This window comes from Lysinibacillus irui (genome assembly GCF_028877475.1).
GTDB classification, from domain to species: domain Bacteria; phylum Bacillota; class Bacilli; order Bacillales_A; family Planococcaceae; genus Lysinibacillus; species Lysinibacillus irui.
The window spans coordinates 66,480-91,493 of sequence record NZ_CP113527.1 but is presented as its reverse complement, the minus strand read 5'-3'; the positions used below and the strand labels follow the sequence as shown (position 1 = coordinate 91,493).

Annotated in this window: 25 protein-coding genes and 3 tRNA genes; 4 read left to right on the top strand and 24 right to left on the bottom strand. The window is 37.4% G+C overall.

Features of this window, described 5'->3' with window-relative positions; translation table 11 throughout:
• Positions 1–24: 24 nt before the first annotated feature.
• A complete protein-coding gene (locus tag OU989_RS00455) occupies positions 25–2,412 on the bottom strand; it encodes a SpoIIE family protein phosphatase (protein ID WP_274795174.1) in 2,388 nt (795 codons plus the stop codon).
• 420 nt (positions 2,413–2,832) lie between these two features.
• Between OU989_RS00455 and OU989_RS00450 the strand changes: the two genes are divergently transcribed.
• The 4 genes from OU989_RS00450 (at position 2,833) to OU989_RS00435 (ending at position 3,490) form a co-directional block, all read left to right on the top strand.
• Positions 2,833–2,907 (top strand) — tRNA-Gly (locus OU989_RS00450).
• A gap of 11 nt (positions 2,908–2,918) precedes the next feature.
• Positions 2,919–2,995, top strand: a tRNA-Met gene (locus OU989_RS00445).
• 5 nt (positions 2,996–3,000) lie between these two features.
• Positions 3,001–3,072 (top strand) — tRNA-Glu (locus OU989_RS00440).
• Positions 3,073–3,283: 211 nt separating this feature from the next.
• Entirely contained in the window at positions 3,284–3,490 is a 207-nt protein-coding gene (locus OU989_RS00435) for a hypothetical protein (protein ID WP_274795173.1), read from the top strand.
• An 85-nt stretch (positions 3,491–3,575) separates the two neighbouring features.
• On the opposite strand, the gene OU989_RS00430 is transcribed toward OU989_RS00435, so the two are convergent.
• The 23 genes from OU989_RS00430 to OU989_RS00320 all read right to left on the bottom strand — a co-directional run bounded on the left by OU989_RS00430 (position 3,576) and on the right by OU989_RS00320 (position 24,889).
• Complete coding sequence (locus OU989_RS00430) at positions 3,576–4,004, bottom strand: S1 domain-containing RNA-binding protein (protein ID WP_274795172.1); 429 nt, start codon at positions 4,002–4,004, stop codon at positions 3,576–3,578.
• A 134-nt stretch (positions 4,005–4,138) separates the two neighbouring features.
• A complete protein-coding gene (locus tag OU989_RS00425; RefSeq protein WP_274795170.1) occupies positions 4,139–4,543 on the bottom strand; it encodes an FtsB family cell division protein in 405 nt (134 codons plus the stop codon).
• Positions 4,544–4,560: 17 nt separating this feature from the next.
• Positions 4,561–5,052 carry a spore cortex biosynthesis protein YabQ gene (gene yabQ / locus OU989_RS00420; RefSeq protein ID WP_312507368.1) on the bottom strand — a complete coding sequence of 164 codons (492 nt, stop codon included), beginning with the start codon at positions 5,050–5,052 and terminating at the stop codon, positions 4,561–4,563.
• Complete coding sequence (gene yabP / locus OU989_RS00415) at positions 5,049–5,348, bottom strand: sporulation protein YabP (protein ID WP_004229167.1); 300 nt, start codon at positions 5,346–5,348, stop codon at positions 5,049–5,051. The genes yabQ and yabP overlap by 4 nt, the downstream gene beginning before the upstream one ends.
• 147 nt (positions 5,349–5,495) lie before the next feature.
• Positions 5,496–5,786, bottom strand: a complete 291-nt coding sequence (locus tag OU989_RS00410; RefSeq protein WP_274795169.1) for an RNA-binding S4 domain-containing protein — start codon at positions 5,784–5,786, stop codon at positions 5,496–5,498.
• A 4-nt stretch (positions 5,787–5,790) separates the two neighbouring features.
• On the bottom strand, positions 5,791–7,251 hold the full coding sequence (locus tag OU989_RS00405; RefSeq protein ID WP_274795168.1) for a bifunctional methyltransferase/pyrophosphohydrolase YabN: 1,461 nt from the start codon (positions 7,249–7,251) through the stop codon (positions 5,791–5,793).
• 9 nt (positions 7,252–7,260) lie between these two features.
• The gene (locus tag OU989_RS00400; protein ID WP_274795166.1) at positions 7,261–8,880 is read right to left on the bottom strand and encodes a putative polysaccharide biosynthesis protein; all 1,620 of its coding nucleotides are present in this window, start codon (positions 8,878–8,880) and stop codon (positions 7,261–7,263) included.
• Between the two features lie 157 nt (positions 8,881–9,037).
• Positions 9,038–9,574, bottom strand: a complete 537-nt coding sequence (gene spoVT, locus OU989_RS00395; RefSeq protein ID WP_274795165.1) for a stage V sporulation protein T — start codon at positions 9,572–9,574, stop codon at positions 9,038–9,040.
• Between the two features lie 243 nt (positions 9,575–9,817).
• Positions 9,818–13,330 (bottom strand): transcription-repair coupling factor, encoded by a 3,513-nt coding sequence (gene mfd / locus OU989_RS00390; protein ID WP_274795164.1) that lies wholly within the window; start codon positions 13,328–13,330, stop codon positions 9,818–9,820.
• Positions 13,331–13,593: 263 nt separating this feature from the next.
• Positions 13,594–13,821 (bottom strand): anti-sigma-F factor Fin, encoded by a 228-nt coding sequence (locus OU989_RS00385; protein WP_016993788.1) that lies wholly within the window; start codon positions 13,819–13,821, stop codon positions 13,594–13,596.
• 247 nt (positions 13,822–14,068) lie between these two features.
• Complete coding sequence (gene pth, locus OU989_RS00380; protein ID WP_274795163.1) at positions 14,069–14,635, bottom strand: aminoacyl-tRNA hydrolase; 567 nt, start codon at positions 14,633–14,635, stop codon at positions 14,069–14,071.
• A 145-nt stretch (positions 14,636–14,780) separates the two neighbouring features.
• The gene (locus tag OU989_RS00375) at positions 14,781–15,371 is read right to left on the bottom strand and encodes a 50S ribosomal protein L25/general stress protein Ctc (RefSeq protein ID WP_274795162.1); all 591 of its coding nucleotides are present in this window, start codon (positions 15,369–15,371) and stop codon (positions 14,781–14,783) included.
• Between the two features lie 255 nt (positions 15,372–15,626).
• On the bottom strand, positions 15,627–16,586 hold the full coding sequence (locus OU989_RS00370) for a ribose-phosphate diphosphokinase (RefSeq protein ID WP_274795161.1): 960 nt from the start codon (positions 16,584–16,586) through the stop codon (positions 15,627–15,629).
• Between the two features lie 24 nt (positions 16,587–16,610).
• The gene (gene glmU / locus OU989_RS00365) at positions 16,611–17,981 is read right to left on the bottom strand and encodes a bifunctional UDP-N-acetylglucosamine diphosphorylase/glucosamine-1-phosphate N-acetyltransferase GlmU (RefSeq protein ID WP_274795160.1); all 1,371 of its coding nucleotides are present in this window, start codon (positions 17,979–17,981) and stop codon (positions 16,611–16,613) included.
• 262 nt (positions 17,982–18,243) lie between these two features.
• Complete coding sequence (gene spoVG / locus OU989_RS00360) at positions 18,244–18,546, bottom strand: septation regulator SpoVG (RefSeq protein ID WP_274795159.1); 303 nt, start codon at positions 18,544–18,546, stop codon at positions 18,244–18,246.
• Between the two features lie 222 nt (positions 18,547–18,768).
• Positions 18,769–19,143 (bottom strand): RidA family protein, encoded by a 375-nt coding sequence (locus tag OU989_RS00355; RefSeq protein ID WP_274795158.1) that lies wholly within the window; start codon positions 19,141–19,143, stop codon positions 18,769–18,771.
• Positions 19,140–19,973 carry a pur operon repressor gene (purR, locus tag OU989_RS00350; protein ID WP_274795157.1) on the bottom strand — a complete coding sequence of 278 codons (834 nt, stop codon included), beginning with the start codon at positions 19,971–19,973 and terminating at the stop codon, positions 19,140–19,142. Before purR ends, OU989_RS00355 begins: the two co-directional genes overlap by 4 nt.
• A gap of 56 nt (positions 19,974–20,029) precedes the next feature.
• Entirely contained in the window at positions 20,030–20,896 is an 867-nt protein-coding gene (gene ispE, locus OU989_RS00345) for a 4-(cytidine 5'-diphospho)-2-C-methyl-D-erythritol kinase (protein WP_274795156.1), read from the bottom strand.
• Between the two features lie 222 nt (positions 20,897–21,118).
• Positions 21,119–21,298 (bottom strand): small, acid-soluble spore protein, alpha/beta type, encoded by a 180-nt coding sequence (locus OU989_RS00340; protein ID WP_004229193.1) that lies wholly within the window; start codon positions 21,296–21,298, stop codon positions 21,119–21,121.
• 114 nt (positions 21,299–21,412) lie between these two features.
• Positions 21,413–21,673 carry a biofilm formation stimulator Veg gene (veg, locus tag OU989_RS00335; protein ID WP_004229199.1) on the bottom strand — a complete coding sequence of 87 codons (261 nt, stop codon included), beginning with the start codon at positions 21,671–21,673 and terminating at the stop codon, positions 21,413–21,415.
• 153 nt (positions 21,674–21,826) lie between these two features.
• A complete protein-coding gene (gene rsmA / locus OU989_RS00330) occupies positions 21,827–22,708 on the bottom strand; it encodes a 16S rRNA (adenine(1518)-N(6)/adenine(1519)-N(6))-dimethyltransferase RsmA (protein WP_274795155.1) in 882 nt (293 codons plus the stop codon).
• A complete protein-coding gene (rnmV, locus tag OU989_RS00325; RefSeq protein ID WP_274795154.1) occupies positions 22,701–23,267 on the bottom strand; it encodes a ribonuclease M5 in 567 nt (188 codons plus the stop codon). The genes rsmA and rnmV overlap by 8 nt, the downstream gene beginning before the upstream one ends.
• Positions 23,268–23,677: 410 nt before the next feature.
• Entirely contained in the window at positions 23,678–24,889 is a 1,212-nt protein-coding gene (locus tag OU989_RS00320; protein ID WP_274795153.1) for a resuscitation-promoting factor, read from the bottom strand.
• Positions 24,890–25,014: the final 125 nt, after the last annotated feature.

Genomic DNA, 25,014 nt, shown 5'->3' with positions numbered 1-25,014 from the left:
TCCCCTTTTCGTTGTTATTGATTATCAGTGACTCATAGAATATTGAGCTGGTCTAAAAACAGACCATGTCGGTACAACATGTGTCACCTCTAACATTAGTACTGTACAATCGTCCTCAATGTCATAATAACTTTGGAATGATTGCATAATCGTAGTTAACTTTTCTTGAATGGTTTTATTTGTACTTGCGACCTGCTGTGCAAAAGCTAAAAACGCCTCCTCCTGCTCACTCCAATCAGCTACGCTTGAAAATAGACCATCTGAATGCATTAAAATGACGTCTCCTGCCTTCAGTTTCCTTTTCTCAGCCTCCACTGCTGAAATTGATAAGAATCCTACAGGTGCTGCATTACTTTCAACTTTCAGTACTTCTTTCCCACGTAAAATATAGGTCGACATTCCTCCAGCCTTCCACGACCACAAATCACCATGCTGTAAATCAACGAGAGCAAAATCAAGTGTTGCGTACATATCATCTTGTTGCTTTAATGACATGACATAATGCAATGTATGCATCGCAGTTTCCGGATTCATATTGTAATTGAGACACTCTCTCATCAAATGTATCAATTTTCTACTTTCATGTTGTGCTTCTTTACTTTGCCCCATACCATCAGACAACAATATCGCAAATAACCCTGGATGCAATTGGAAGAGGGCATGTGAATCCCCAGAGTATAAGGTAGCATTTTTAGACATGCTATATATATCATACTCTACTTCAAAGCTAATAGCTGATCTAAAGCATATTTGTACATGACGAAACGGTATTTCACAGGCTGTTACTTTTTCAATTTCAAAAGGTTCATCAAAAATTTCATAAAGAATTGGCAATATCATACGTTCAGCTAGTGTCGTATCTTCCTCCCAGTTGACCCGTGCTGGCGCTAAAGCACAGACAATTTTTCTTGCTCCTGGCTTATTGCTAAGCACATCAAGTTGAAAACATTCAATATGGGCCTCCTTTAAACGTTCAGCGATGTCTTTTTCAACACTTACAAATGAAATCGTATCCTCCTTCATCTCAGCAATTAACTGGTTTAAATGATTACTCATATCACGAAGTTGCAGAGCAATCATTTTTTTGCCATGGAAATACTGCCCGTTAATCCGTTCTCTATAGAGCTCCGTATCTAACTCCTCAAAAATCTTCGTCGATTTCACACATTTATAGCGTATTTGTTCTTCTACACGGTGGATAGCTGATTCTTTACCTACTCCTTTCATATGAAACCAATCAGTCATCAGCTTGTCCATCCCATTATTTTTAGCTCCCCAGCAATGTTCGTATCTGAAACAACTTAAACAAGTATTCATTGGAGAAACTTCCTTCGCTTCTTCAACCGGTGCCGTCATAAAACGATCAAACACAAGCTCCTTCATGAATTGAACAAAATGCTGAAAATGCTCTAACTTATATGTTACATGATCTGTTAACCAGTTCTGACGTGCCAGTAAAACCTCCTCACGTTGTGGGAAGAGCTTGTCCCTTACCTTATCTGAATATTTTTTAGGAATCATTAGAAAAAGAAGACTACCAATAGCAATAGAGGTAAAATAAACGCTATCTAAAGGCAATGTGGCGTCATAAAATAAAAAGAACACACTTGGTAAAATACTTCCGATGGCAACCCCAAATCTACCACCCTTCGCTCCCATACCCGCACACAGCCCTGTTAAAGTTGCAACTGAGAGCATGCCGGTAAATGAAAGCTTTGCCACACCGATTAGCGTCCCTAGCACAGCCCCGATTACAGTTGCCAAGGGAACACTCCCAACTAATGCACCAAAACAGATAAAGAGTTGCAATAAAAAAATGGGGAGAGAAAAATAGCTAAACACAACTGCTTGCATCCCTGTAAGCATGGCGGCAAACACCACTAATCCAGAACCCAGCTTCTCATATGTCCAATGACTCGTAAACCATTCATACGAGTTAACAAACAGCACTTGCATAAACAGCGTCATAATAAGAGCTAGAGCTACCTCACAGCCTACATAAAATTGTACAAGCACTGGTGGTAAGCCTTGATACATCACTCCTTGCCACATTATTTGTACTAGCAATACAGCTAAAGATACGGCAATGCTTTGTGGCAGCTGCCAGTAACGGAAACGCATAATACATTCATACATAACGATCTGTAAAGCTAGAATAAGGACTTGTCCAAAGCCAAGGAAAAAACAACCAACTAAACTACCAAATAGAACATATTTTGCATACTCCCTATATTTCGTTCGAATGATGGCCCAAAAAGGAACTGAGAACGGTACAGCTGCTTCGAACACAACGGATTGAGCTAGAAAAAAAGCGGTTAAGAAAAATAGAGAGCCTATCAGTATTTGTTTCTTTTTTATACCTATTTTTCGGCCTTCTACATTCGTTGTATTATACCATTCAATACTTGTCATATAACTTTCCCCTTTCCGCACTTTTGGCTATTATAAAAAATTATGTGTGGAAAGATTGTCTGACGTTGACAGAAAAAAATTAAAATATTTCGACTAATAGATATACATAAATACGAGAACTGGCAACAATTTCTTTCACAGTTGCCTTATATTTATGAAAAACGTTGAAAAACCACCTTATTGATACAAAATAATAATGTCTATACTTTTACCCTCACCATACTTAAATGGCATTCTATGTACTATCTCGTACTTCATTAAACTACTGCACCGATACATTTCTACGTAAGAACAAAAAATCCGCTAAAATAACACTTCTACACTAATTTTTATTAATTATATTTTTTATTATTTTTTTAATAAACTTACTTGACACTAACGCAATTGGCTTGTATTATTTAACTTGTTGCTTAACGACATGCGGAAGTAGTTCAGTGGTAGAACACCACCTTGCCAAGGTGGGGGTCGCGAGTTCGAACCTCGTCTTCCGCTCCATTTACTATATTGGCGGCCTAGCTCAGCTGGCTAGAGCGTACGGTTCATACCCGTAAGGTCGGGGGTTCGATCCCCTCGGCCGCCACCATAGTAGGCCCGTTGGTCAAGTGGTTAAGACACCGCCCTTTCACGGCGGTAACACGGGTTCGAATCCCGTACGGGTCATCTCAAATAGGCGTCTCAGAATCTACTTCTGAGGCGCCTATTTTTATTCTAAAAATGTAAGCTATGGACTCCTAGAATTCACTCATTACGTTGAAAATTCTATGTAACAAAGTTTAAAATATGGCATACTAAATAAAAGATTTATTTTTAGGGGGGTTCATTTTCCTTGGGCGCATTAACGAAGGCTGCTTTAATTTGTGGGAGCGGCTCGATGATTATTTTAATTTCAATTCTTATTAATTTACCTTTTTTTGTTCAAATAGCACTATTACTTTGCGGACTTGCGGTAAGTATATATGGTGTTTTTTTACTTGTCAAAATGGTGACCCATCCAGCAGAAAAGGCTATTATCGCTCCTGCTGACGAAAAGGATATAACACCTATAAAAAAGAAGAGAAGGCCTTCTTCTACTCTATAGGGACATGAAAAAAGGGATTAGCTATGAACAAGCTAATCCCAACTCTATTTCATACACTTTTTCTACGATTAAAACAGTCAGCAAACTACCCTCTTCTAGCTCCGCGACCTCCGCGTTTTGATTCTGTAGCACGTTTAAGTGTTGCTAGACGTTCATCACTATCTTTTAAGAAGCGTGCCATTTTTTGCTCAAAATTTTCTTTTGGCTGGTGGCGTTCGTTGCGATCATTAGAACGATTCTCACGACGTGGGCGTGCTGGTCGCTCTGGTCTCTCAGCTTGAGGCTTTGCTTTACGGATTGAAAGACCAATCTTTCCGTCCGCTTCAACATTCATCACTTTTACTTCAACTTCATCTCCAACTTTTAGATGCTCATTGATATCTTTTACATAATTGTCAGCAACTTCACTAATGTGAACTAAGCCTGTTTTGCCATCTGGCAGCTCAACGAATGCTCCAAAATTTGTGATTCCTGTTACTTTACCTTGTACCTTGCTGCCTACTTCAATTGACATAAAAAAAATGCTCCTCCTTAAAAATTAAGCGACTCTTTTGAGCCATGTAATCAATTTAATCAAACCTTTTACTACTATAAGCTTCTCTTTTCATTATATATAACAATAAAAGAGTGTCAACAATACATAGCTTTTCAGTCGTCCTTTTTATCTTTCTTATCTGGCATAATGAAAATAACTTCACCTTTTTCGGATAAGTAATACTCTTTTCTTAGTAGTTTCGCGATATATTCATCATCCTGTAATTGTTTGATTTTAAGGTTTAATGTTTCTTGTTCCTCTTTCAATTCAGTGAGATGCTTATTCGCTTCTTCTTTTGATTTCTCTTTTGCCGCTAATGTTTCATTTTGATGTGACAGCACATTTAAGAGAAGAGCGATAATAATGACTGGTACAATCGCAAAAAAGACAATACGACGCATTTTACGTTTACGAGCTTGTTGTTTGCGATTTATAGCTCTATCCGTGTTACGGACATAGTCATTATCAAGCTTTGTGAAGTTCTGTTGTTCATCATTTGATGAATGACGTCTAGTCATGCCCGCACCTCCGAAAATTATTGTTGCTTTTTATTATACTTCAAATATCGTAATTTTTTAAAAAAAGTGTAGGACAAATACGAATAAATTTTGACAAAAGGTCTTATAACAAACATTACTATATTTAATAATAGCTGCAAAATATGTCGAATTACAGTGACAATGAAACGTACAATGAACCAGAAGGGCCTCCATGTTATATTCACCAAAATTCTAGCTACGAAACGTAAAAAAGTTTGAAAAAACGATTGATACAAAAAAATTCCGGCTATTTGCGCTAGCGGGTCATAAGCCCGCCAAGCGCCGTCTTTTAGCCAAAATAATAAATAATATGTCAATCCTCCAAGTAGAATCCATGTTAATATTTCAAAAATCATCATCCACTTGCGAAGGCTTGACCTTTTTGGAGTTGAAAAAACAATAAGTCTTACACTATCAATTATGAAACCAACTGCTATACCGCTCAAAACCATGACAATTAATTGATAAAATTGTTCACTAACAATCATCCAAATAACTTATGAAGGAAACCTTTCGAGAAGCCACTTTCCTCCTCGTCATACTGTAAGGTTTTTACAGTTCCTTCAAGTGTCAATAATCCTTTGTCAACATCTAAATGAACGATATGCAGTTCCTCACCACGAATTAACAAGTGCCCTTGGGACGTCTTAATAAAAAACTCTTCCTGATCAAAGCGTTCAATTGATTTTACAGAAGTCATGTCCATTCTTTTACGATTACGAATCGTTAAAATATGCTCTCCAGATGGAATTGTGTAACGATTACTTTCTTGATGTAGCGTCATTTTCTTCCTCCTTTAGTCGTCCTAGCTTCTGTTCACTTTATGCGGACAACCTTCAAAGCATGACAAACTTTATTTAAGTTGTGCATTACTTTCATCCACAAAAGAAGGGTAGGGCAACATTAGGTAAGTTAGAAAATAAAATTAACGCTATTCTTCATCATCGATAAATTCAGGTTCAACTTTTTCTAGTCTTTCTTCTTTCAAAATTGTAAACATTTTTGCTGCATCTTCTTTTTTCACTGTATCACTTAATTCTTCAACACGAGCTGTTACTATTTTTTGACCAAAACGGATAGCTAGCTCATCCCCAGCTTTTATAGCACTACTAGCTTTTGCTACCTTTCCATTGACTGTAATACGCCCTTGATCTGCCACCTCTTTAGCTAAAGTGCGGCGTTTTATTAAACGGGATACTTTTAAAAATTTATCTAGTCTCATCTTTTTACTCCCTTTCTAATTGCTTTGCTTCATTCCAGAATGCATCTAATTGTTCTAATGTAAAATCAGCAAATGATTTTCCACTAATTTTCACCTGTTCCTCTACATAACCAAATCGTCTAGCAAATTTCTCATTTGCATGTAACATGGCCTCTTCTGGAGACAGCTTGTAAAAACGTGCTAAGTTCACTAATGTAAATAATACATCACCAAACTCATCAAGACGGGAGGCATTTGAGCCTTTTGTCACCTCATGGCGGAATTCCTGCCATTCCTCAGCAAACTTATCCCATGCTCCCTCCACATCAGGCCAATCAAAACCTACTTTGGCAGCTCTTTTTTGGTAGTTATAGGCTGTTTGTAATGAAGAGGATGCTCTATACTCTTCTTTTAATAATGGTTTATCGCTAGTACCCTTTTCCTTAGCTTTGATTACCTCCCAATTGGCAACTACAGCATCAGCATCCTCTACTGCTACATCACCAAAAACATGCGGATGGCGACGAATCATTTTTTCGCTAATTGAAGCTAAAACATCCTCTAGTGTAAAGTAGCCTTGATCTTCACCAATTTGGGCATGTAAAAATATTTGTAATAGCACATCACCAAGTTCCTCAATCATTGCAAAATCATCCTCAGCATCTACAGCAGCCAAGTATTCATGTGCTTCTTCAAGTAAATATTTTTTTAATGACTCATGTGTTTGTTTTTGATCCCAAGGACAGCCATTCGGACCTCTTAGCGTGGCAATAATTTGGCGGAATGTTGTCCAATCTCTCAATGCTTCTTCCTGAGATTTTACAGGCGGAACGTACACTGTTGTTAAATTATTTACTTCGACACTTTGATCGAGCTCATAGAGAGGTACCGTTACAATCTTTTCTTGTGAAGACCCTGCAGCCGTAACAACTGTCACAGGGTACTCATCAGCGTATTTTTCCATCAATGTTAGCTTCACTTCTGAAGCACTAAATGTATCGTATACTTGAGCAATTAAGATATGTTGACGCATGTTGATGTCATGCATTGAAAAACTAGTACCATCAAGTAATTGGAAGCCTTCAATTGGGTCAATTTTTAATGCGCCAAAGATTGGGTCCAGGAAACTTTGACCACCCTCAATGACTAAATTAATTCGACTATTATTAGCCGCTGCAATAAGTAATTGTACTGTTTGTTCTGCAACCAATGGGTGGCCTGGCACAGCATACATAATATCCTCAACAGCAGTAGCTTCAATAAGAGCATCTGCAATTTCTGCATAGACTGGCTGGAATGCATCATGTTTTTCATAAACCTTATCAAAGCTTTCGAATTGTACTCCCTCAGCTTCTAATTCCTTTAATACTGGATGATCCACTGTTCGTACATATAATTTTTTAGCAGCCTTTAATTTTCTATAAACGCCCATTTGCAGCTGATTAAAATCCCCCGCACCTAAGCCTATAATTGTTAATGTATTCAATATTCACACCTACTTCTTTGAATTTAGCCATAATTGGTAGACAGCCATTCTGCGTCCAAACGGCAATAAATACCACTCTTTTTCTACTAACACTCGTTTCTTAGCAATAATCGTTAGCATAGCAAATGCGCCAAAAAATACAGCTGTTAGACCTGCCACCACCGCCATCAAACGTGAAGACATCAAATGGCTTAAAAACGCTGATGCTATTTGTAACCATACGAGTACAACAGCTGCCATACTTAATGATGCCACCCCTACTTTTTTATAAAAGTCTCCTGATGCAAATTGAATACCAGTCAATCCTTTCAAATAAACAATAAGCAAGAAGGCTGTTACTAATAATCCAATATCATTCGCAACAGCTGCACCTAATACACCCAACCAACCAATTAACCGTACATTCAATATGATTTTTAACAAAAAGCCAATGATTAAAAATAATGCTGGCTTTTTTAATTTACCATATCCTTGTAAGATTGCCGTAAATGTAAGAATAATTGACAATGGGACGATTTGGAATACATAGACGATTAAAACTTCTGATAAAGTATTGGTTTTAAAAAGCATTTCATTTATATAAGGCATGACAAGCATTAAACCTAATGAGGCTGACCAGCCAAATAGTATCGATGCTTTGTATGTTAACTGTATAAATGGTATAGCACTTCGCCCCTCTTGTTTTTTCGACAAATGAGCAACAAGTGGCACAATAGCAAGCGACAACGAAGAAGCGATAACAACCCCTAATTGTACTAACGGCTGTCCACGATCATAAATACCTTTCGTTTCCTTCGCTAATGTAGGTGCCATACCATTGTCAATCAATGATGTATAAATCGTAAATGAATCGACCAGCTGGTATCCAAGTAATAGTAGACCACTCATGCTGACACTTAAGCTCAACCATGTTACTTCTTTAATAATTGAAATACTTTTCACCTGATGTAGGTGTTGATTATTTCGAAGTCCAAATCGTTTATAAAAGATATAAGCAAGCAATAACAGGGCCGTAACTTCACCAATTACTGTACCGATAACAGCCATTTTCCCTGCATCATAAAGTGATTTTGTTGTTGTCATTATAATAAAGGTGCCTACTAAGATAACAGTTACTCTAATCGTTTGTTCGAGAACTTGGGCATATGCAATAGGCTCCATAATGCCTCTAGATTGAAAGCCACCTTTCATAATTGCTAGTGCTGGCATAACCAATACTACAAGGGAGCCTGTACGTATTAAAGGTGCCAATTGAACATCACCCATCCACTGGGCTATAATTTCAGCACCTCCAAATAAAATTGCAAAAAATAATAGCGATAATATCGTCAAATATCGGAAAACCACACGCATAATGGTGTTTCGTCGTTTCTGACGTTCTACTGTATCAGCAATGCAATCATTATCTGCAAGCATTTTAGAAATGGCCACAGCAAAGCCACTAGATGTCCAAACAACGAAAATTGATATAACGGGATACACCTGTTGATAGATATAAAAGCCTTCATCTCCAACTAGATTTTGAAAAGGTACACGATAAATTGCACTAAGAACCTTTACAATAAGGGCAGCAACTGTCAATAAAGCTGCACCCTTCATGTAGCTTTTCATGCCAAAACGTTGCGACATAAATTGCCCTCTTTCCTTCTTAACAATGCCCATAGTATAGCATATCTCCAAAGTTTGACGCGCCAGGTAGCACTACTGTTCCTATAATGACTTATTTATGTACGCAAAAAAAGTTATTGTTCAGCCTAAAAGGTCATCGCAATAACTTTTCCATGCATCAACTATTCATTTGTTTAGCTAAGAAGTTAGCAGCTGTTTCCACTACTTTGACTTCTACCTCACCGACAAAGTGTACTTTTGATAAGACAATAATACAGCCTATTGGATCACCGTTTACCATAATAGGTGTCGCACAATACGATTTTACCTGCTCATATTGTCCAGGGACAATTTCAATCGTTGTTTCCATTTTTTCAATTTTTGTTGATCGCTCTTCCATGAAACCTTCCGCAAAGGATGTAATGCGACGATTAATATATTCTTTTTTACCAATCCCTGCTACAGCAATTACTTCATCACGGTCAGTGACAAATGCTGGTGTTCCTAATGTTTCATAAAGTGTCTCAACATATTCTCTTGCAAATTCCCCTAAATCATTGATAGGAGAATATTTTTTTAATATGACTTCACCTTCACGGTCCGTATAAATTTCAAGAGGGTCGCCTTCACGAATACGTAGCGTCCTACGAATTTCTTTTGGAATAACTACACGCCCTAAATCATCAATACGACGAACAATTCCTGTTGCCTTCATTCTAATGCCTCGCTTTCGCTACAATGAAATTTTTATTCAACTATAGTATGGTTTTTATTTAAGTAATCTATGCAAAAACTGATGAAAAAGGATTTCGCAACCAACAATTTTTTTCATAAGCTATTACGTCAATCAACTCCATATTAGTTTGCCCAAGGAATAAGTTTCTATAATTAATTCATAAAAAATGTATATAAAAAGGCCATCTTATCTTTTCCGAAAAAGATAAGACCGGCCTTTTTGCTAGTGCTGTTTTTTTGCTTTATCAATAATTTGCATGAGCTCTTCCAACAAATCAAATGGTTGATATTTTCCACACTTTCGCTCATCTATTGTTAATTTTAACTGCATGCCGTCCATACCAAAACCGACAGCACGTTCAAATTTCATCGATTCTTCAATGATTTTACTGCCATCAACATTGGCTGTTCCCTGTTCAGACAACAGAATTGTAATCAGTTTTTGCTTTTCCTTTACAGATACTACTCCTGCGCCAAGACCCCAAACCTTCATTCGTGCTATTCGCAGTAAACGCTCTGTTTCAATTGGAAGATCGCCAAATCGATCCTCTAATTCCTCCATGATTTCATCATATTCCTCTACTTGATCCATTGCCTTAATGCGTTTATACATTTGGATTTTTTGATATCCATCCGGAATATAGACGTCAGGAATATACGCATCAACACTTAGCAATATTTCGATATCTGGCTTCTCTTCTTTTTTTACACCTGTTTGTCGTTCAGCAATGGCGTCTTGAAGCATTTGAGAATATAAATCAAAGCCGACTGAATCAATAAAGCCATGTTGCTGCGCTCCGAGTAAGTTACCTGCGCCTCGAATAGATAAATCCCGCATGGCAATTTTAAAGCCTGAGCCAAGCTCAGTAAACTCTTTAATTGCCTGTAAACGCTGCTCGGCTACATCTGTCAATACTTTGTCTCTTTGATACATAAAGTACGCATATGCTACCCGGTTTGAACGTCCAACCCGTCCACGTAACTGATAAAGCTGGGCCAAGCCCATTCGATCAGCATCATGGACGATTAATGTATTCACATTCGGTATATCAACACCTGTCTCAATAATGGTTGTCGTAACAAGGACATCATAGTCACCCTCTAAAAAGGCTAAAATCACTGATTCCAATTCTGACTCTGTCATTTTTCCATGCGCATGACCTATTCGCGCCTCAGGAACGAGTACCTGAATCTCCTCTACCTTACGGGCCATATCTTCAACTCGATTATATAAATAAAACACTTGTCCGCCACGTGCCATTTCTCTCTCAATTGCTTCTCGCACTAATGCTCCACTATGTTCCATTACATACGTTTGGACTGGGAAACGATTGGCTGGTGGTGTTTCAATAACAGACAAATCCCGAACACCTACCATAGACATATGAAGAGTACGTGGGATTGGTGTAGCCGTTAAAGTTAAGACATCGACATTAGTCTTTAATTGCTTAATTTTTTCCTTATGTGTCACACCAAAACGCTGTTCCTCATCAACAATTAACAAACCAAGATCTTGGAAAATTAAATCTTTAGATAAAATTCGGTGTGTTCCGATAACTATATCGACTTGCCCCTCTTTTAAACCCTTTAATGTTGCAGTTTGCTCTTTTTTAGTGCGGAAACGGGATAATAATCCAACATTAATAGCAAAGTCCTGAAAGCGCTCACGGATTGTTTCATAATGCTGCTGGGCCAAAATAGTAGTAGGGACAAGGAAAGCTACCTGCTTACCGTCTTGAATAGCCTTAAATGCTGCGCGAATGGCTACCTCTGTTTTACCATAGCCTACATCACCACATACTAAACGATCCATGGGGCGTTCTCGCTCCATATCTCGCTTTACTTCAACAATAGATCGAAGCTGATCCTCTGTTTCTTCATAAGGGAACATGGCCTCGAAATTACGCTGATCATCATTATCAGGTGTAAAAGCATGCCCTTTCTCTGCTTCTCGCTTGGCATAAAGCTTAATTAAGTCATCAGCAATATCCTGTACAGCAGAGGATACCTTCGCCTTAGTTTTTTTCCACTCTGCTCCACCTAATTTATGTAGCTTTGGTTCACGATCTTCTGATGCCACATATTTTTGGATTAAGTCTATTTGCTCTACAGGTACATACAATTTATCGTCAGCACGGTATCGAATATGCAAATAATCTTTATGTGTACCATTGACCTCTAGCGTTTCCACACCAATATATTTACCAATCCCATGATGAACATGCACAACATAATCACCCGGCTTAATTTCTGTATAGCTCTTAATCCGTTCAGCATTGGTCATTTTTTTTGTTCGCGCTTTTTTCTTTGCCTGCTGCTTAAAGAGCTCATCCTCTGTCACAATTGCTAAGCGCTGCAACGGTAATTCAAAGCCACTCGATAAGCCACCATCAACAATATAAATCCCAGGTTCTGCTGGTTCACCTATTGTTGTATGAATATCGTATTCTTCAAGCATTTGCTGAACCCGTTTCACACGTTCTTTATCCCTTGCAACAATTAGTACCGTAAATTTACCAAGGAACCAGCGTTCTACTTCACTTTGTAGCAATGCCATCTGCCCGTGAAATTGCTGCATAGGCTTGCAAGAAAAATTAGTTGTTTTATTAAATGTGATCCCTGAAAATGTTCGTGAAAATAACGAAAACGAAAGCTTTTGTTGTGGCAACATCGCTAGTATTTCTTTTAGCGTGAAGGCGGGTTTGACATCATGAACCATTTTTCCTTCTTCAATTAATGATAAAAACCATTCATCCTCTTCACGTTCCCATGCATCCATAACCTCTTGAATGCGTCCAAGCTCATCGAAAAGCACAATGCCATCCTGTGCAAAGTAATCTCCCAGATAGGCCGTTTTATCGTATAATAATGAACCATATTTGTTGACGTAATCAGGTAAGTTTCCTTGTTGTAACAGTTCAATATCATACTGAATATGCTGATACAGTAACTCCTTAGTTTCCTGTTTTTTGACCTTCTTTAAGCTGGCTGCTAAGGCGGATTCCAAACGACCAGATAGCGACTGTCTTTCTGCTTTAGTCAGAATAACCTCTGCAGCAGGAAGAATACGAATTTTTTGCAATTTATCAATAGAGCGTTGGTCGTCTGCTGAAAATGTCCGTATAGAGTCAACCTCTGTATCAAACAATTCAATACGAATAGGCGATTCTAAATAAGGAGGATAAATATCTAAAATGCCTCCACGCAACGCAAATTCTCCAGGTGTTGTCACCATTGAATTACGAACATAACCCATCTCAACTAATGTTTGTAACCACTTATCAATTTCGATATCATCACCTATAGCTGTTTGTAAAAAATATTGTTGCCAATGTTCCTTTGGCTGCATAATTTTCCTTAAACCTGCTACGGGTATTACATAGATAGCCTTCTCACCTCTAGCTAAACAATCAAGTGTTGCAATTCGCTCTGCACGTAATTCAGGTGATGCCACAGAAAGATCTGCTGCAATGAATTCATCAGCAGGGTAATAATGTACATATTCTTCACCTAATAATCCAGCAAGCTCATCAACCATTTTTTGTGCCTGCAATAGATTAGGAGAAACAATATAGATGGGCTTCTTAACATATTCAAATAACGCATCAACCATTACTGGTCGTGCGCTTCCTGTTAAACCTGTAATAAGCTGTGATGCAGTTTGACCGCTCTGAATTTCCTGTAAAAATGATGTAATATGTTTATCCTGCGACACAAGTTGTCGTAAAACCTCCACAGTCAAAAGCTCCTTTCAGCATAAATTTCTATTTGTATCTTTTTTCAGTATTCTTCTCATACTTCTATAAAGGAAGATACTTGTATTCATTTTTTCAGTGTGATCGCAGAATTTTTCGATCAAGCATGAAAAATTCTATACATAGCACCGAGGCGTAGTCTTTCTATTACTCTAGTGCTATTTTAAATATCTCTATTATTGGCTATTTTATAAAATGGAAAAAGGCCTTGAACACACATGAGTGCGTCAAAGCATCCTTCCAATTATTGAATCCATTTATTGAGTGCGTGATAATCTGGATATTGTCTCAGCGAATCCTCACATTGCTCACAAATGCAGTGCACAGTCGTTTGTCCATGTTGATCTTTCTCAACATAATCATCTGCTTCTCCCAATTCGAAAATATGCAGTTTTCGAATTGTATCATCTGCATCAAATGGTAGTGTCCCTATTTCTACTTCACAATGCCGACATCGGTAGCGAACTGACATCTCCAAATCATCCTCCTTTAAGCAACTTTCTACTTAAAGTATAGACATTTATAAAAAGGATTATGCACTTTCCAATGTCGTCAACATTGCAATCACTTCAAAATTAGAGAATTATTTTGTGCTTGTAGTTAACACTATTCAAAACAAGCATTTAGCTGCAGTTATAGTATAAGGCACATTGTAGCTCATCCTTAAACCATTCCAATTATCCACTGACTTTAACAAAAATTTTTTAGTTGTGTTCCATTTATTTGCTAGTGTTAAAGTGATTCATCACATCAAGAAACGGCTTTGAAAGAGATGCTTCGACTGCATTTACAGATTTTTCGATGGCTTCTTCCATAAGAACCTGATCGTCCTTTGAAAATTTCGCTAAGACATAGTCTGCAACTTTCATGCCCGCAGGTGGACGATTAATTCCTACTCGAATACGATTAAATTCCTGGGTACCTAAATGTTGAATTAAAGATTTAATGCCGTTATGGCCGCCTGCACTACCTTTTTGTCGCAGACGCAATTTTCCTGTTTCTAAATCTAAGTCATCATAAATTACAATTAAATCCTCTACATCAATATCAAAATAATCCATAAGGGGACCAATACATTCCCCTGATAAATTCATATATGTTAAAGGTTTAACAAGTAGAACCTTTCCTTCAGGTCGATGTACAGTTGTGTACATTCCATTAAATTTTGAATTTGTTAAAGGCGTCCCCCATTTTTCTGCTATCGCATCAATTACATCAAAGCCAATATTATGTCTTGTATGCTCATAAGGTTTACCTGGGTTTCCTAAACCAACAATAATTTTCATAAGTACCTCTCTTCTTTCAATCTAATAGTCATTATTTTACCATACAGCACACATAGAAAGCATTTTGTACAATTCTTAAACCGCATAAAAAATAAGGCTAATAAGAAAGCTCAACTTTCTTACTAGCCTTACCTATTATTTATTTTTATTCTTGCTCTTCCACACCGTCTATAGTCTCTTCTTCTACTGAAGCAGGCGCTATAATCGTTACTAATATATAATCATCTTCATCAATAACTTCAACAGGTATATGATCTCGAATATCTTTTACAGTTAAGGATTCTCCAATTTTCAATGTTGAAATATCAACATCAATCGATTCAGGTAACTCTGCTGGTTTTACCTTCACTTTCAATTCTAAGTTAGGCTGCATTAAAATACCGCCCTCACTCACACCGACTGACTGACCCATTAGTTTAATCGGAACATCAGCTTCTAACTCCTCAGCCATATTAATGGCTAAAAAGTCGACATGATTTACTTCATCCTTTAATGAACATTGCTGTATTTCTGACACAACAGCATTCACTTTTTGCCCCTCTAACTCAAGTGAAAACACACTATTTTGTCCATTTCTCTGAATGGACTTAACAAATTCTTTTGCAGAAATAGAAATTGGGGTTGAATCTAATTTATAGCCGTAAATAACCGCAGGAATGGCTCCCCCTTTTCTAAGTTGGGTTAATGTCGAACGATGCCCAGTTTCGCGCTTTTTAACACTTAATACTGTACTCATACTTCTTTATTCCCCTTCCAAGAAAATTATTTACGCCTTATCAACAAGCAATATGTTGTAGGCTATGATAATATTTATCTCTTATTATTTGATAGAGTAAATATTATTAAGTCACATTTTCTATTATACCCCTTTATATGAAGAATCACACAAAAAACACTCGATTATTTATTCCCAAGATGAACTTATGTCCGAATCATTTAACATAAAAAAAAACAAATCCATCTAAAAAGATGGATTTGTCTATATTTATTATTAATCAAATAGTGTACTTACAGATTTGTTTTCATAAACGCGAGAAATCGCATCAGCCATCAATTTTGCTACAGAAAGCTCAGTAATTTTCGGAGACTTTTTCTCGTCTGCAAGCTGAATTGTATTTGTCACAACTAACTCTTTAATAGCAGAGTTTTCAATACGTTCGATTGCTGGACCAGATAATACAGGGTGAGAACAGCATGCATAAACTTCCTTTGCACCAGCAGCACGTAATGCGTCAGCACCAATTGTAATCGTACCTGCTGTGTCAATAATATCATCAATCAAGATTGCCACTTTACCATCTACATTACCAACAATGTTCATAACTTCCGCAACATTTGGTTTTGGACGTCGCTTGTCAATAATTGCAATCGGTGCTTTTAAACGTTCAGCCATTTTGCGAGCACGTGTTACCCCACCATGGTCAGGTGAAACAACAACGATTTCTTCTGCTGGAATACCTTTAGATTTGAAGTAATCTGATAATAAAGGTACTGCCATTAAGTGGTCGATTAAGATATCAAAGAAACCTTGAATTTGAGGTGCGTGTAAATCTAGTACGATTACACGTGTTGCACCAGCAGTCTCTAGAAGGTTCGCCACTAATTTAGCTGTAATTGGCTCGCGCGCTTTTGCTTTTCGGTCTTGGCGTGCATAGCCATAATAAGGCATTACAACGTTTACTGTACGAGCAGATGCGCGTTTAACTGCATCCACCATAATTAAAAGCTCCATTAAATGTTCGTTTACAGGTGCAGAAGTAGACTGCACGATAAACACATCACAACCACGAATACTTTCTTCAATGCTAATTTGAATCTCTCCATCACTGAAGTGCTTAACAGAAGATTTTCCTAATTCAACACCCATTTCCTGCGCAATTTCTTGAGCTAATGGATTATTAGAATTAAGAGAAAATATTTTTAATTGTGAGTTTGCATAATGATACGGCATGATGGCCTCCTGTTTAGTTGATAATTATTTTGAATTTAATTTGCTTACATAATTAGGTTTGTTTTCTTGTCTTGCACGCGCAATTGCAAGTGCATCTTCAGGAACTTCTTTTGTAATTGTAGAACCTGCTGCAATAAATGAACCTTTTCCAACTTTCACTGGTGCTACTAAGTTAGTATTACATCCTACAAATACATCATCTTCAATAATCGTTTTGAACTTATTTTTTCCATCATAGTTTACTGTAATGGAACCACAGCCAATATTGACGTTACTACCGATTTCAGCATCACCAATATAACTTAAATGCGATACTTTCGTGTCATTATCTAGCTTGCTTTTCTTCACTTCTACAAAGTTACCAATTTTCACATGACTACCGATCTCTGAAAGCGGTCGAATATGAGCATATGGTCCAATTGCTGTATCTTCTGCAATAGCGCTTTCACGTACTACAGAGGAATGTACAGTTGTACGATCACCGATACGACTATCTGCAATTTGAGTGTTTGGTCCAATAATGCAATCCTCACCAATAACAGTAGCACCCTCAATCATTGAACCTGGTTGAATGATTGTATCACGACCAATTACTGCATCTGCGCTAATATAAGTTGTTTCTGGGTGGATAATCGTCACACCATTACGCATATGTTTTTCATTAATTCTTGCACGCATTAATGTCTCTGCCTGTGACAAAGCTACACGATCATTGACACCTAACGTTTCTTCAAAATCATCCGTCACATATGCTTCTACAATATCGCCTTGTTTTTGTAAAATTTCAATGACATCAGGTAAATAAAATTCGCCCTGTGCATTATCATTTTTCACAAGCTTTAATGTTTCAAATAACAGTTTGTTATCAAAGCAGTATGTGCCAGTGTTTATTTCTTTTACTAATTGCTGTTCTGCCGATGCGTCCTTTTGCTCAACAATTTGTTCCACCTGTCCGTTCTCGCCACGTAAAATACGACCATAGCCAGTTGGATTTTCAGCAATCGCTGTTAAAATTGTTGCTTTAGCATTTTTAGCTTGGTGATGTTCGAATAAAGCCTGCATTGTTTCAGGTCGAATAAGGGGTGTGTCTCCACAGACAACTAAAGTTGTACCTTCTTCATTACCTAAAATTTCTTCAGCCTGTTGAACAGCATGTGCTGTCCCTAACTGTTCTGCCTGCAGAACATACTCACTTTTATCTCCTAGCTGTAATTGCACTTTTTCTGCACCATGTCCTACAACCGTTACAATGCGATTTACATCTAACGTTTGAATATGATCCACCACATGTTGTACCATTGGTTTCCCACATACTGGATGGAGCACTTTATATAATTTGGACTTCATACGTGTACCTTGACCTGCAGCCAAAATGACAGCAAAAACATTGCTCATCTGTAAGTCCTCCAATACGCTCATTTTCTCTTATGACTATATAGCAAAATTCATCTATTTTCAAGGCATGTAGAGTTGACAAAAAGATGAATTACAAAAACCACTGCACCATATGCTCGAATGTCATGAAGTATATCCTAAAAAAGCTCATATTCTCTTTTTATCAAAATAAAAAGAACCCTTCATACATGAAGAGTTCTTTATATCTTTTCATAGATTCATTTTGTAGCAAATCCCCAGTGAGGTATTTATTTCCTTTTGATTAGACACCAATTCCTTCTAATTCTTCTTCTTTAGTCGTTTCCTCTATTTCACTAGAGTTATGATACTCGTTTAAAATGATCTCCTGAATTTTATTGCGAGTATCCGAATTAATTGGGTGTGCAATATCTCTAAACTCCCCGTCCGGCGTCCTTTTACTTGGCATTGCGACGAATAAACCAGTATTTCCATCAATTACACGAATATCGTGAACAACGAATTCATTGTCAAGTGTAATGGAAGCAATCGCACGCATGCGACCATCCGTCTGTACCCGACGTAATCTCACATCAGTAACTTCCATTTTCTCACCACCTCTCTTCTTAGATGCCTAATTGAAAATATCATATTCTCGATTACCGAATATTTTCCTTTTTATAGTCTATCAAATTTTCTAAAAAATTTGAATACTTATTAGAATAATATTTTTTCTTATATACGGAATTTTTGACAATTGTTTGTCAGTATTAAAAAAGCTCACTAAACAGAACGCGTAGTTCCCTTTAGTGAGCTTATCAATTTATGTTTATTTAACCATAGCAATTACTTCTATTTCTACTTTTACATCTTTCGGAAGTCGAGCTACCTCTACCGCTGAACGAGCTGGTTTATGATCACCAAAATGACTTGCATAAACCTCATTCATAGCTACAAAGTCATTCATATCCTTCATAAAAACAGTTGTCTTTACAACATTTTCTAAAGAAGATCCTGCTTCTGCTAAAACTGCTTTTAAATTAGCGAAAACTTGATTTGTTTGAGCTGTTATATCGCCCTCTACCAATTCCCCTGATGCTGTTAATGGAATTTGCCCTGAGCTATAAAACATTCCGTTAACAATAATTCCTTGTGAGTATGGTCCAATTGCTGCTGGTGCATTTGTTGTTGCTACTACTTTCATTTGTCATGTCCCCTTCTAGAAAAATAGTTACCTTCACTTAATGCAATTGTTCGATCTTTTTCATTAACTTCATGAAGCTTTACAAGTGAATAATAATCATCTACTAAAGTTTCGTCCGCATGTTCAGCCTCTACAAGCACCGCTATACCTGCTAACTGACAATCAAACTCCTCTAATAGATTTTTCATACCGTTCATCGTACCACCGACCTTCATAAAGTCGTCAGTAATTAAAACACGTTGTCCACTTTTCATGCTTCTTTTTGATAATACCATTGTCTGAATTCTTCTGGAAGAACCAGATACATAGTTAATACTTACTGTAGAGCCCTCGGTTACTTTACTATCTCTTCTCACAACAACCACTGGTACATTTAAATGTCTTGCAATCGCGTGAGCAATAGAAATACCCTTTGTTGCTACAGTCATTATGACATCAATTTGTTGATCAGCAAAAGCAGAGGCAAATACCTTCCCTACTCGATTAATTAAATCTGGGTTCCCTAGCAAATCTGTCATGAATAGGTACCCACCTGGTAATAATCGATCTGAATGTTCAAGCTCTGCCTTTAAATCCTGAATTACTAAACGTACTTCAGTCTCGGACATTTTCGGAATATATTTTACTCCTCCTGCGGCGCCCGGCACTGTCATCAATAACCCGATTCCTTTTTCTTCGAAAGTTTCTTTTACAATCGTTAAATCCTCACTAATGGATGACTTCGCAGATTGATATAATTCTGAAAAATAAGTTAGCGGGATCAGCTGATGTGGATGTTCTAGTAAATAGTACGTCATATCAACTAGTCGTTCACTACGTTTCCATTTCATGCGACCCTCTCCTAAACACGAATATTTATAGGTAAAATTAACACAAATTTGCGTTTCTAAGCAAGTGTATTTCGCTCACCTAAAATTCGAACTGCATAAACTTCCTCACAAAAACCACGTAAACCATTATAGATGCGGCTTACTCGAGCTTCACTATCCACCAGACCAAACACAGTCGGACCGCTTCCACTCATCAATGTGGCATCTGCACCAAAACGCTTCATTTGTTCCTTTAACATCACAACTTCTGGATGTAACTTAAATGTTACAGTTTCCAGAACATTCCCTAATGAAGAGCATAATAGCTCATAATCTTTTGTTTCAATAGCCTGTATCATCTGCTTAGTATTTGGGTGTTCTAAGCCTTCAACCTTCAATCCTCCATATACCTCAGCTGTAGATACACCAATTTTAGGCTTTGCTAAGACCACCCAACAGTTTGGTGGGGCTGGTAATTCCTTTATTTTTTCCCCACGGCCTGTAGCTAATGCTGTGCCACCATAGACACAAAATGAAACATCAGAGCCAATTTTAGCTCCCAATTCTGCTAATTCATCTATCGATAAACCTAAATCCCACAGCTCATTGAGACCCTTTAAAGTAGCGGCTGCATCACTACTACCGCCCGCTAGCCCTGCTGCAATGGGAATTTCCTTTTCAATTGTAATGGATACACCTTGTCTAATGCCGTATGTATCTTTAATGAGACGCGCTGCCTGATAAGCAAAATTACGATGATCATTTGGTACAAAATTATCAGTAGAGATTATTTGGATTTCTCCATCTTCTCGAGATTCAAGACTAATACGATCAGCTAAATCGACTGTTGTCATGACCATCTCTACTTCGTGAAAATTATCTGGTCTTTTATAAAGCACATCTAATGTTAAATTGATTTTTGCAGGCGCCTTTACATAAAGCATATTTCTTCCTCCCTTATAGCTACACGTATAAACAGTTCCTTTTTTTCGCGCAAGGTTATTCATTTTATTTTACCATATTGGGCATACGAAAATGGAAAAAAAGAACCGTATACCCTCTTCGGTGTATCGGTTCTCTTTCGTCAGTTGTATTTGTTGTGTTAGTAAGGATTTTCATCCCTGCTGAATGAAACTTTATAAGTTGCCTACTTTAACAAAAATAGCCTACTTACGCTCTTGCTCACTACTTGCCCGTTCAGCCATTTCAATGGCACGTTTAACCATATTACCAGCATCTCGAGCTTTTATGCCGCCCCAGCCTTCCTTTTGCACAACATCATAAAATCCAAGTTCTTTTGCGATCTCTTCTTTTAATCGAGGTGACATGATACCTTTTCTAGGCATATAAACTCCTCCTTTAACAACTGACGAATTTAGTATGCCCGCGAAAACGCAAAACACTCATGTAGTTTTTAACATACATGAGTGTTTTGAAAATATAGAAATAAGTACTAGAAACTATTTTGCGACAGCAGCCTTTGCTTCGTCTAAAAATGTAATCTCTACTGCTTCAGTTAAAATATCTGTGTAACTATACGATACGCGCTTGCACGTATTGTCTTCTTGATCGAGCTCTACTACAAAGATAGCGCGATATGTTTCACGTAATATCCCTGCACACTCAACCGTTTTCTTGCGACCACCGTTTGCTTTTAATTGCAAACGTTTACCCAAATGACAATCCAACGACTTTTTAATGTCCGCTAAAGTTTTTGGCATTTTCGCTTACACCTCACTAATAACTAGTATAAGCGAAACGCCCAAAAATGTCAACAAAATATAATATTTTATCAGCCTCTTATAAAACTTGTCAACTTATTTTTTATAAAAAATATATATTTTTTTACATCAAAGAAAAATTGTTAACAAAAATTACTTTGCAAACACAGGATACAGTGCATCTGCTAATTTTCCAAACTCTTGAATAGAAAGTGTTTCTCCACGACGAGTTGGTTCAATATTAGCTGCCTCTAATGCCTCTAAGATCGAATCCTTATGTGCCTTACCGTTTGGCAACCCTGATTGTAGGTTATTATAAATTGTTTTCCTTCGCTGTACGAATGAAGCACGAGTCACGACAAATAAAAAGTCCTCATCTATTACTTTTACAGGTGGTTCATCATGCTTGATAAGACGAAGTACTGCTGAATCTACATTTGGTTGTGGCATGAAAACTGTTTTTGGCACAGTCATAGCAATATCGGCCTTCACATAATACTGAATCGCAATAGATAATGAACCATATTCCTTCGTTCCTGGCTTAGCCGTTATACGATCAGCTACCTCTTTTTGCATCATAACAACAAAACCGCGAATTGGCAGTCGATCATTGAGCAATTTCATTAAGATTGGTGTAGTGACATAATACGGTAGATTGGCAACGACCATAATATCTTCAATTCCTGGCATTTCATCTGCAATAACCTTCGCGACATCAGCCTTAAGTATGTCAGAATGAATAATAGACACATTATTATATGGACTAAGTGTATCTTCTAGTACCGGTAATAAGCGTTGGTCAATTTCAAAGGAAACAACCTTTTTTGCACTTCTTGCCAGATGCTCTGTTAATGCTCCAATACCAGGACCAACTTCAATTGCACCACTGTTTTCTGTTAAATCTGCATGACTCACTATATTTCTTAAAATGTTAGGGTCAATTAAAAAATTTTGACCTAAACTTTTTTTAAATGAAAATCCATACTTTTTTAAAATTTCTTGAGTACGAATAGGTGTTGCAATATCCTTATGCATTATTTTCCTCCTGATCTAGCTGTGCGACCGCCGCACCAAATTGCTTTTCTGTAATCTGAAACATTTTTAACCTTTTATGAAGCTGTTTACCGTTTGTTGCTCCAATATTTAAGATTTCTCCTAGACGATCACGACGCTGCTTAGATTGAGGGTGCCCAATCAATCGTGCTGTCATTAAATCTTCTAGTGTAATATCATCTTCACTTGGCACATCATGCTGAGGGGTATAAACATGTTGTAGAGCTTCTCTTATATCTTCGTCAGCAGCATGTTCAATCCCTAACCCTTTACCGTTCTTGGCAATCGTTTTGGCTTTTGGTAAAAAGGCATGTTTCACACCTTGAACATGCTCTTCAATAATGGCACGTATTCGACGTCCTGGATAGTCAGGATCCGTAAATACTATAACACCACGTTTTTCTTGGGCATGCTGAATTCGCTTCAATGTTTCCTCTGAGATAGCAGACCCATTTGTTTCTATAGTATCTGCATGTACGGCACGCTTAATAGCAGTCGTATCATCTTTTCCTTCAACAACTATGATTTCTTTTATTTGCAAAAAGGCTCCTCTTTTCTATCTACCTTATCTTCTGACCATTTTACAACTGCATGATACTGTTTGTACAGAAATACAAGGCTGGAACGAGCCTAATATCATTTCAGCTTACAGAGTTTATCATTATACAGTGCTTACAAAATCTTTTGCTAAATAGCTCAAAATGCCTTGCCTTGCTTGTGCCGATTTTTCTGACCAATAGCAGTTAAAGCTAATTGAATTGAGACAGCAAATACGCAGCAAAACCCGTGATTTTTTCTACTATACCTGCCCCTCAAGAACAAAAAATCTTATGTACTTGACTCTTTTCCTTGCACTATCAATTTTCATAGTCAAATTAAAAAGCTTTCCTGCCAGTCAAAACAGGAAAGCTCCATTTGTGAAAAAACATTTTGATTAATTTTACAATTTTTTTAATTTAATACTTTAATACGCACTTTCTTACGTCCCCAGTTACGTGCTTGGGCATCTGTTTGTACAAGTATATCGATCTTATTACCCTTAATTGCGCCACCAGTATCCCCAGCAATAGCTGTACCGTAGCCTTCAACCCATACTTTTGAGCCTAATTTAATAACAGATGGGTCAACTGCAATTACCTTTAATCCAGAATTTGAACGTAAGTTTATACCAGTTGCTGATGTACCTGAACAACCGTCACAATATGGTGTATAAGCTGTTGCCGTTACATAAAATTCTTTGCCGCTAGCTGGCTCTGCTGAACCACGTGATACAGTTTGTGCACTTGCAACAACTGTTTTAGTGCCAACTGCAACGACTTTCTTTTTCGGCTCTTTTAAAACTTTTTCAGATTGTAAATTTTTCGCTACAACCTTACCATTTTCTTTGACAATCTCATACGTACGAGAAACTGAGCCATTCTCGCCTGTTGCCACTACCTTTTGTTTACCCTTTTGCAATGAAGCATCCTGCTTCTTTTCAACTGCGAAATCTAAAGAGTCTTCCACTACATCGATAACCTTTTCTACGCGAACTACTGTGATTTTACTCGCCGGAGTAATAACGTCCTCCAGGTTATTTTCGACACGATCGAATTCATTTAACTGAATTCCTTGTTGTTTTAAAAAGTTAGCGACCGTAGTCGAAGTGGACCATACTTGTCTTTTATTTACGCCATCGACAAGCGCTACTTGAAACGCTTTTTGAATATCGATTTTGTTTTCTGCACCTAGTTCAGTATCTAGACCCTGTGCTAAAGTGTCATGTTCAGATACTTTAATATTTGCTTCCTTCAAAATGTCTTTCACAAGTGTTTCAGTTGTCCAAACTTTTGACTGATTTCCATCAACTGAAATAGTTACTTCTTTTGCCTGTTCCCATTGAATTGCTAATCCATTAACAATTTTGGTGTTCAGAGAGGGTGATATTTTGTCATGCTCTGCTACATCTATATTTTGATCTTGTAATAATTGTTCTACAGTTTTGGCATGTGTTGATACTTCGATTGTTTCTCCGTTTGCTTCAAGCGTTACGGCTTTTTTCGTACCTTGGTAGAGTACGAAAGAGATTACAGATACAAACAGGACAAGTGAAATAATTCTTATCACTGTTTGCTTACTCCTCAATGATCCTAAGAACAAGTTTTTCATGGAATTATTTGACATGAAAAAACGCCTCCTTAATACAAGGTTGGATTATACGGACTAGTTTTGGCACTGTCAACCCGAAAGTATTTCTCTGAAAATTGACTTCTTTGTTTTTGCCAACCATAAACCCTGTATTGGAGGCA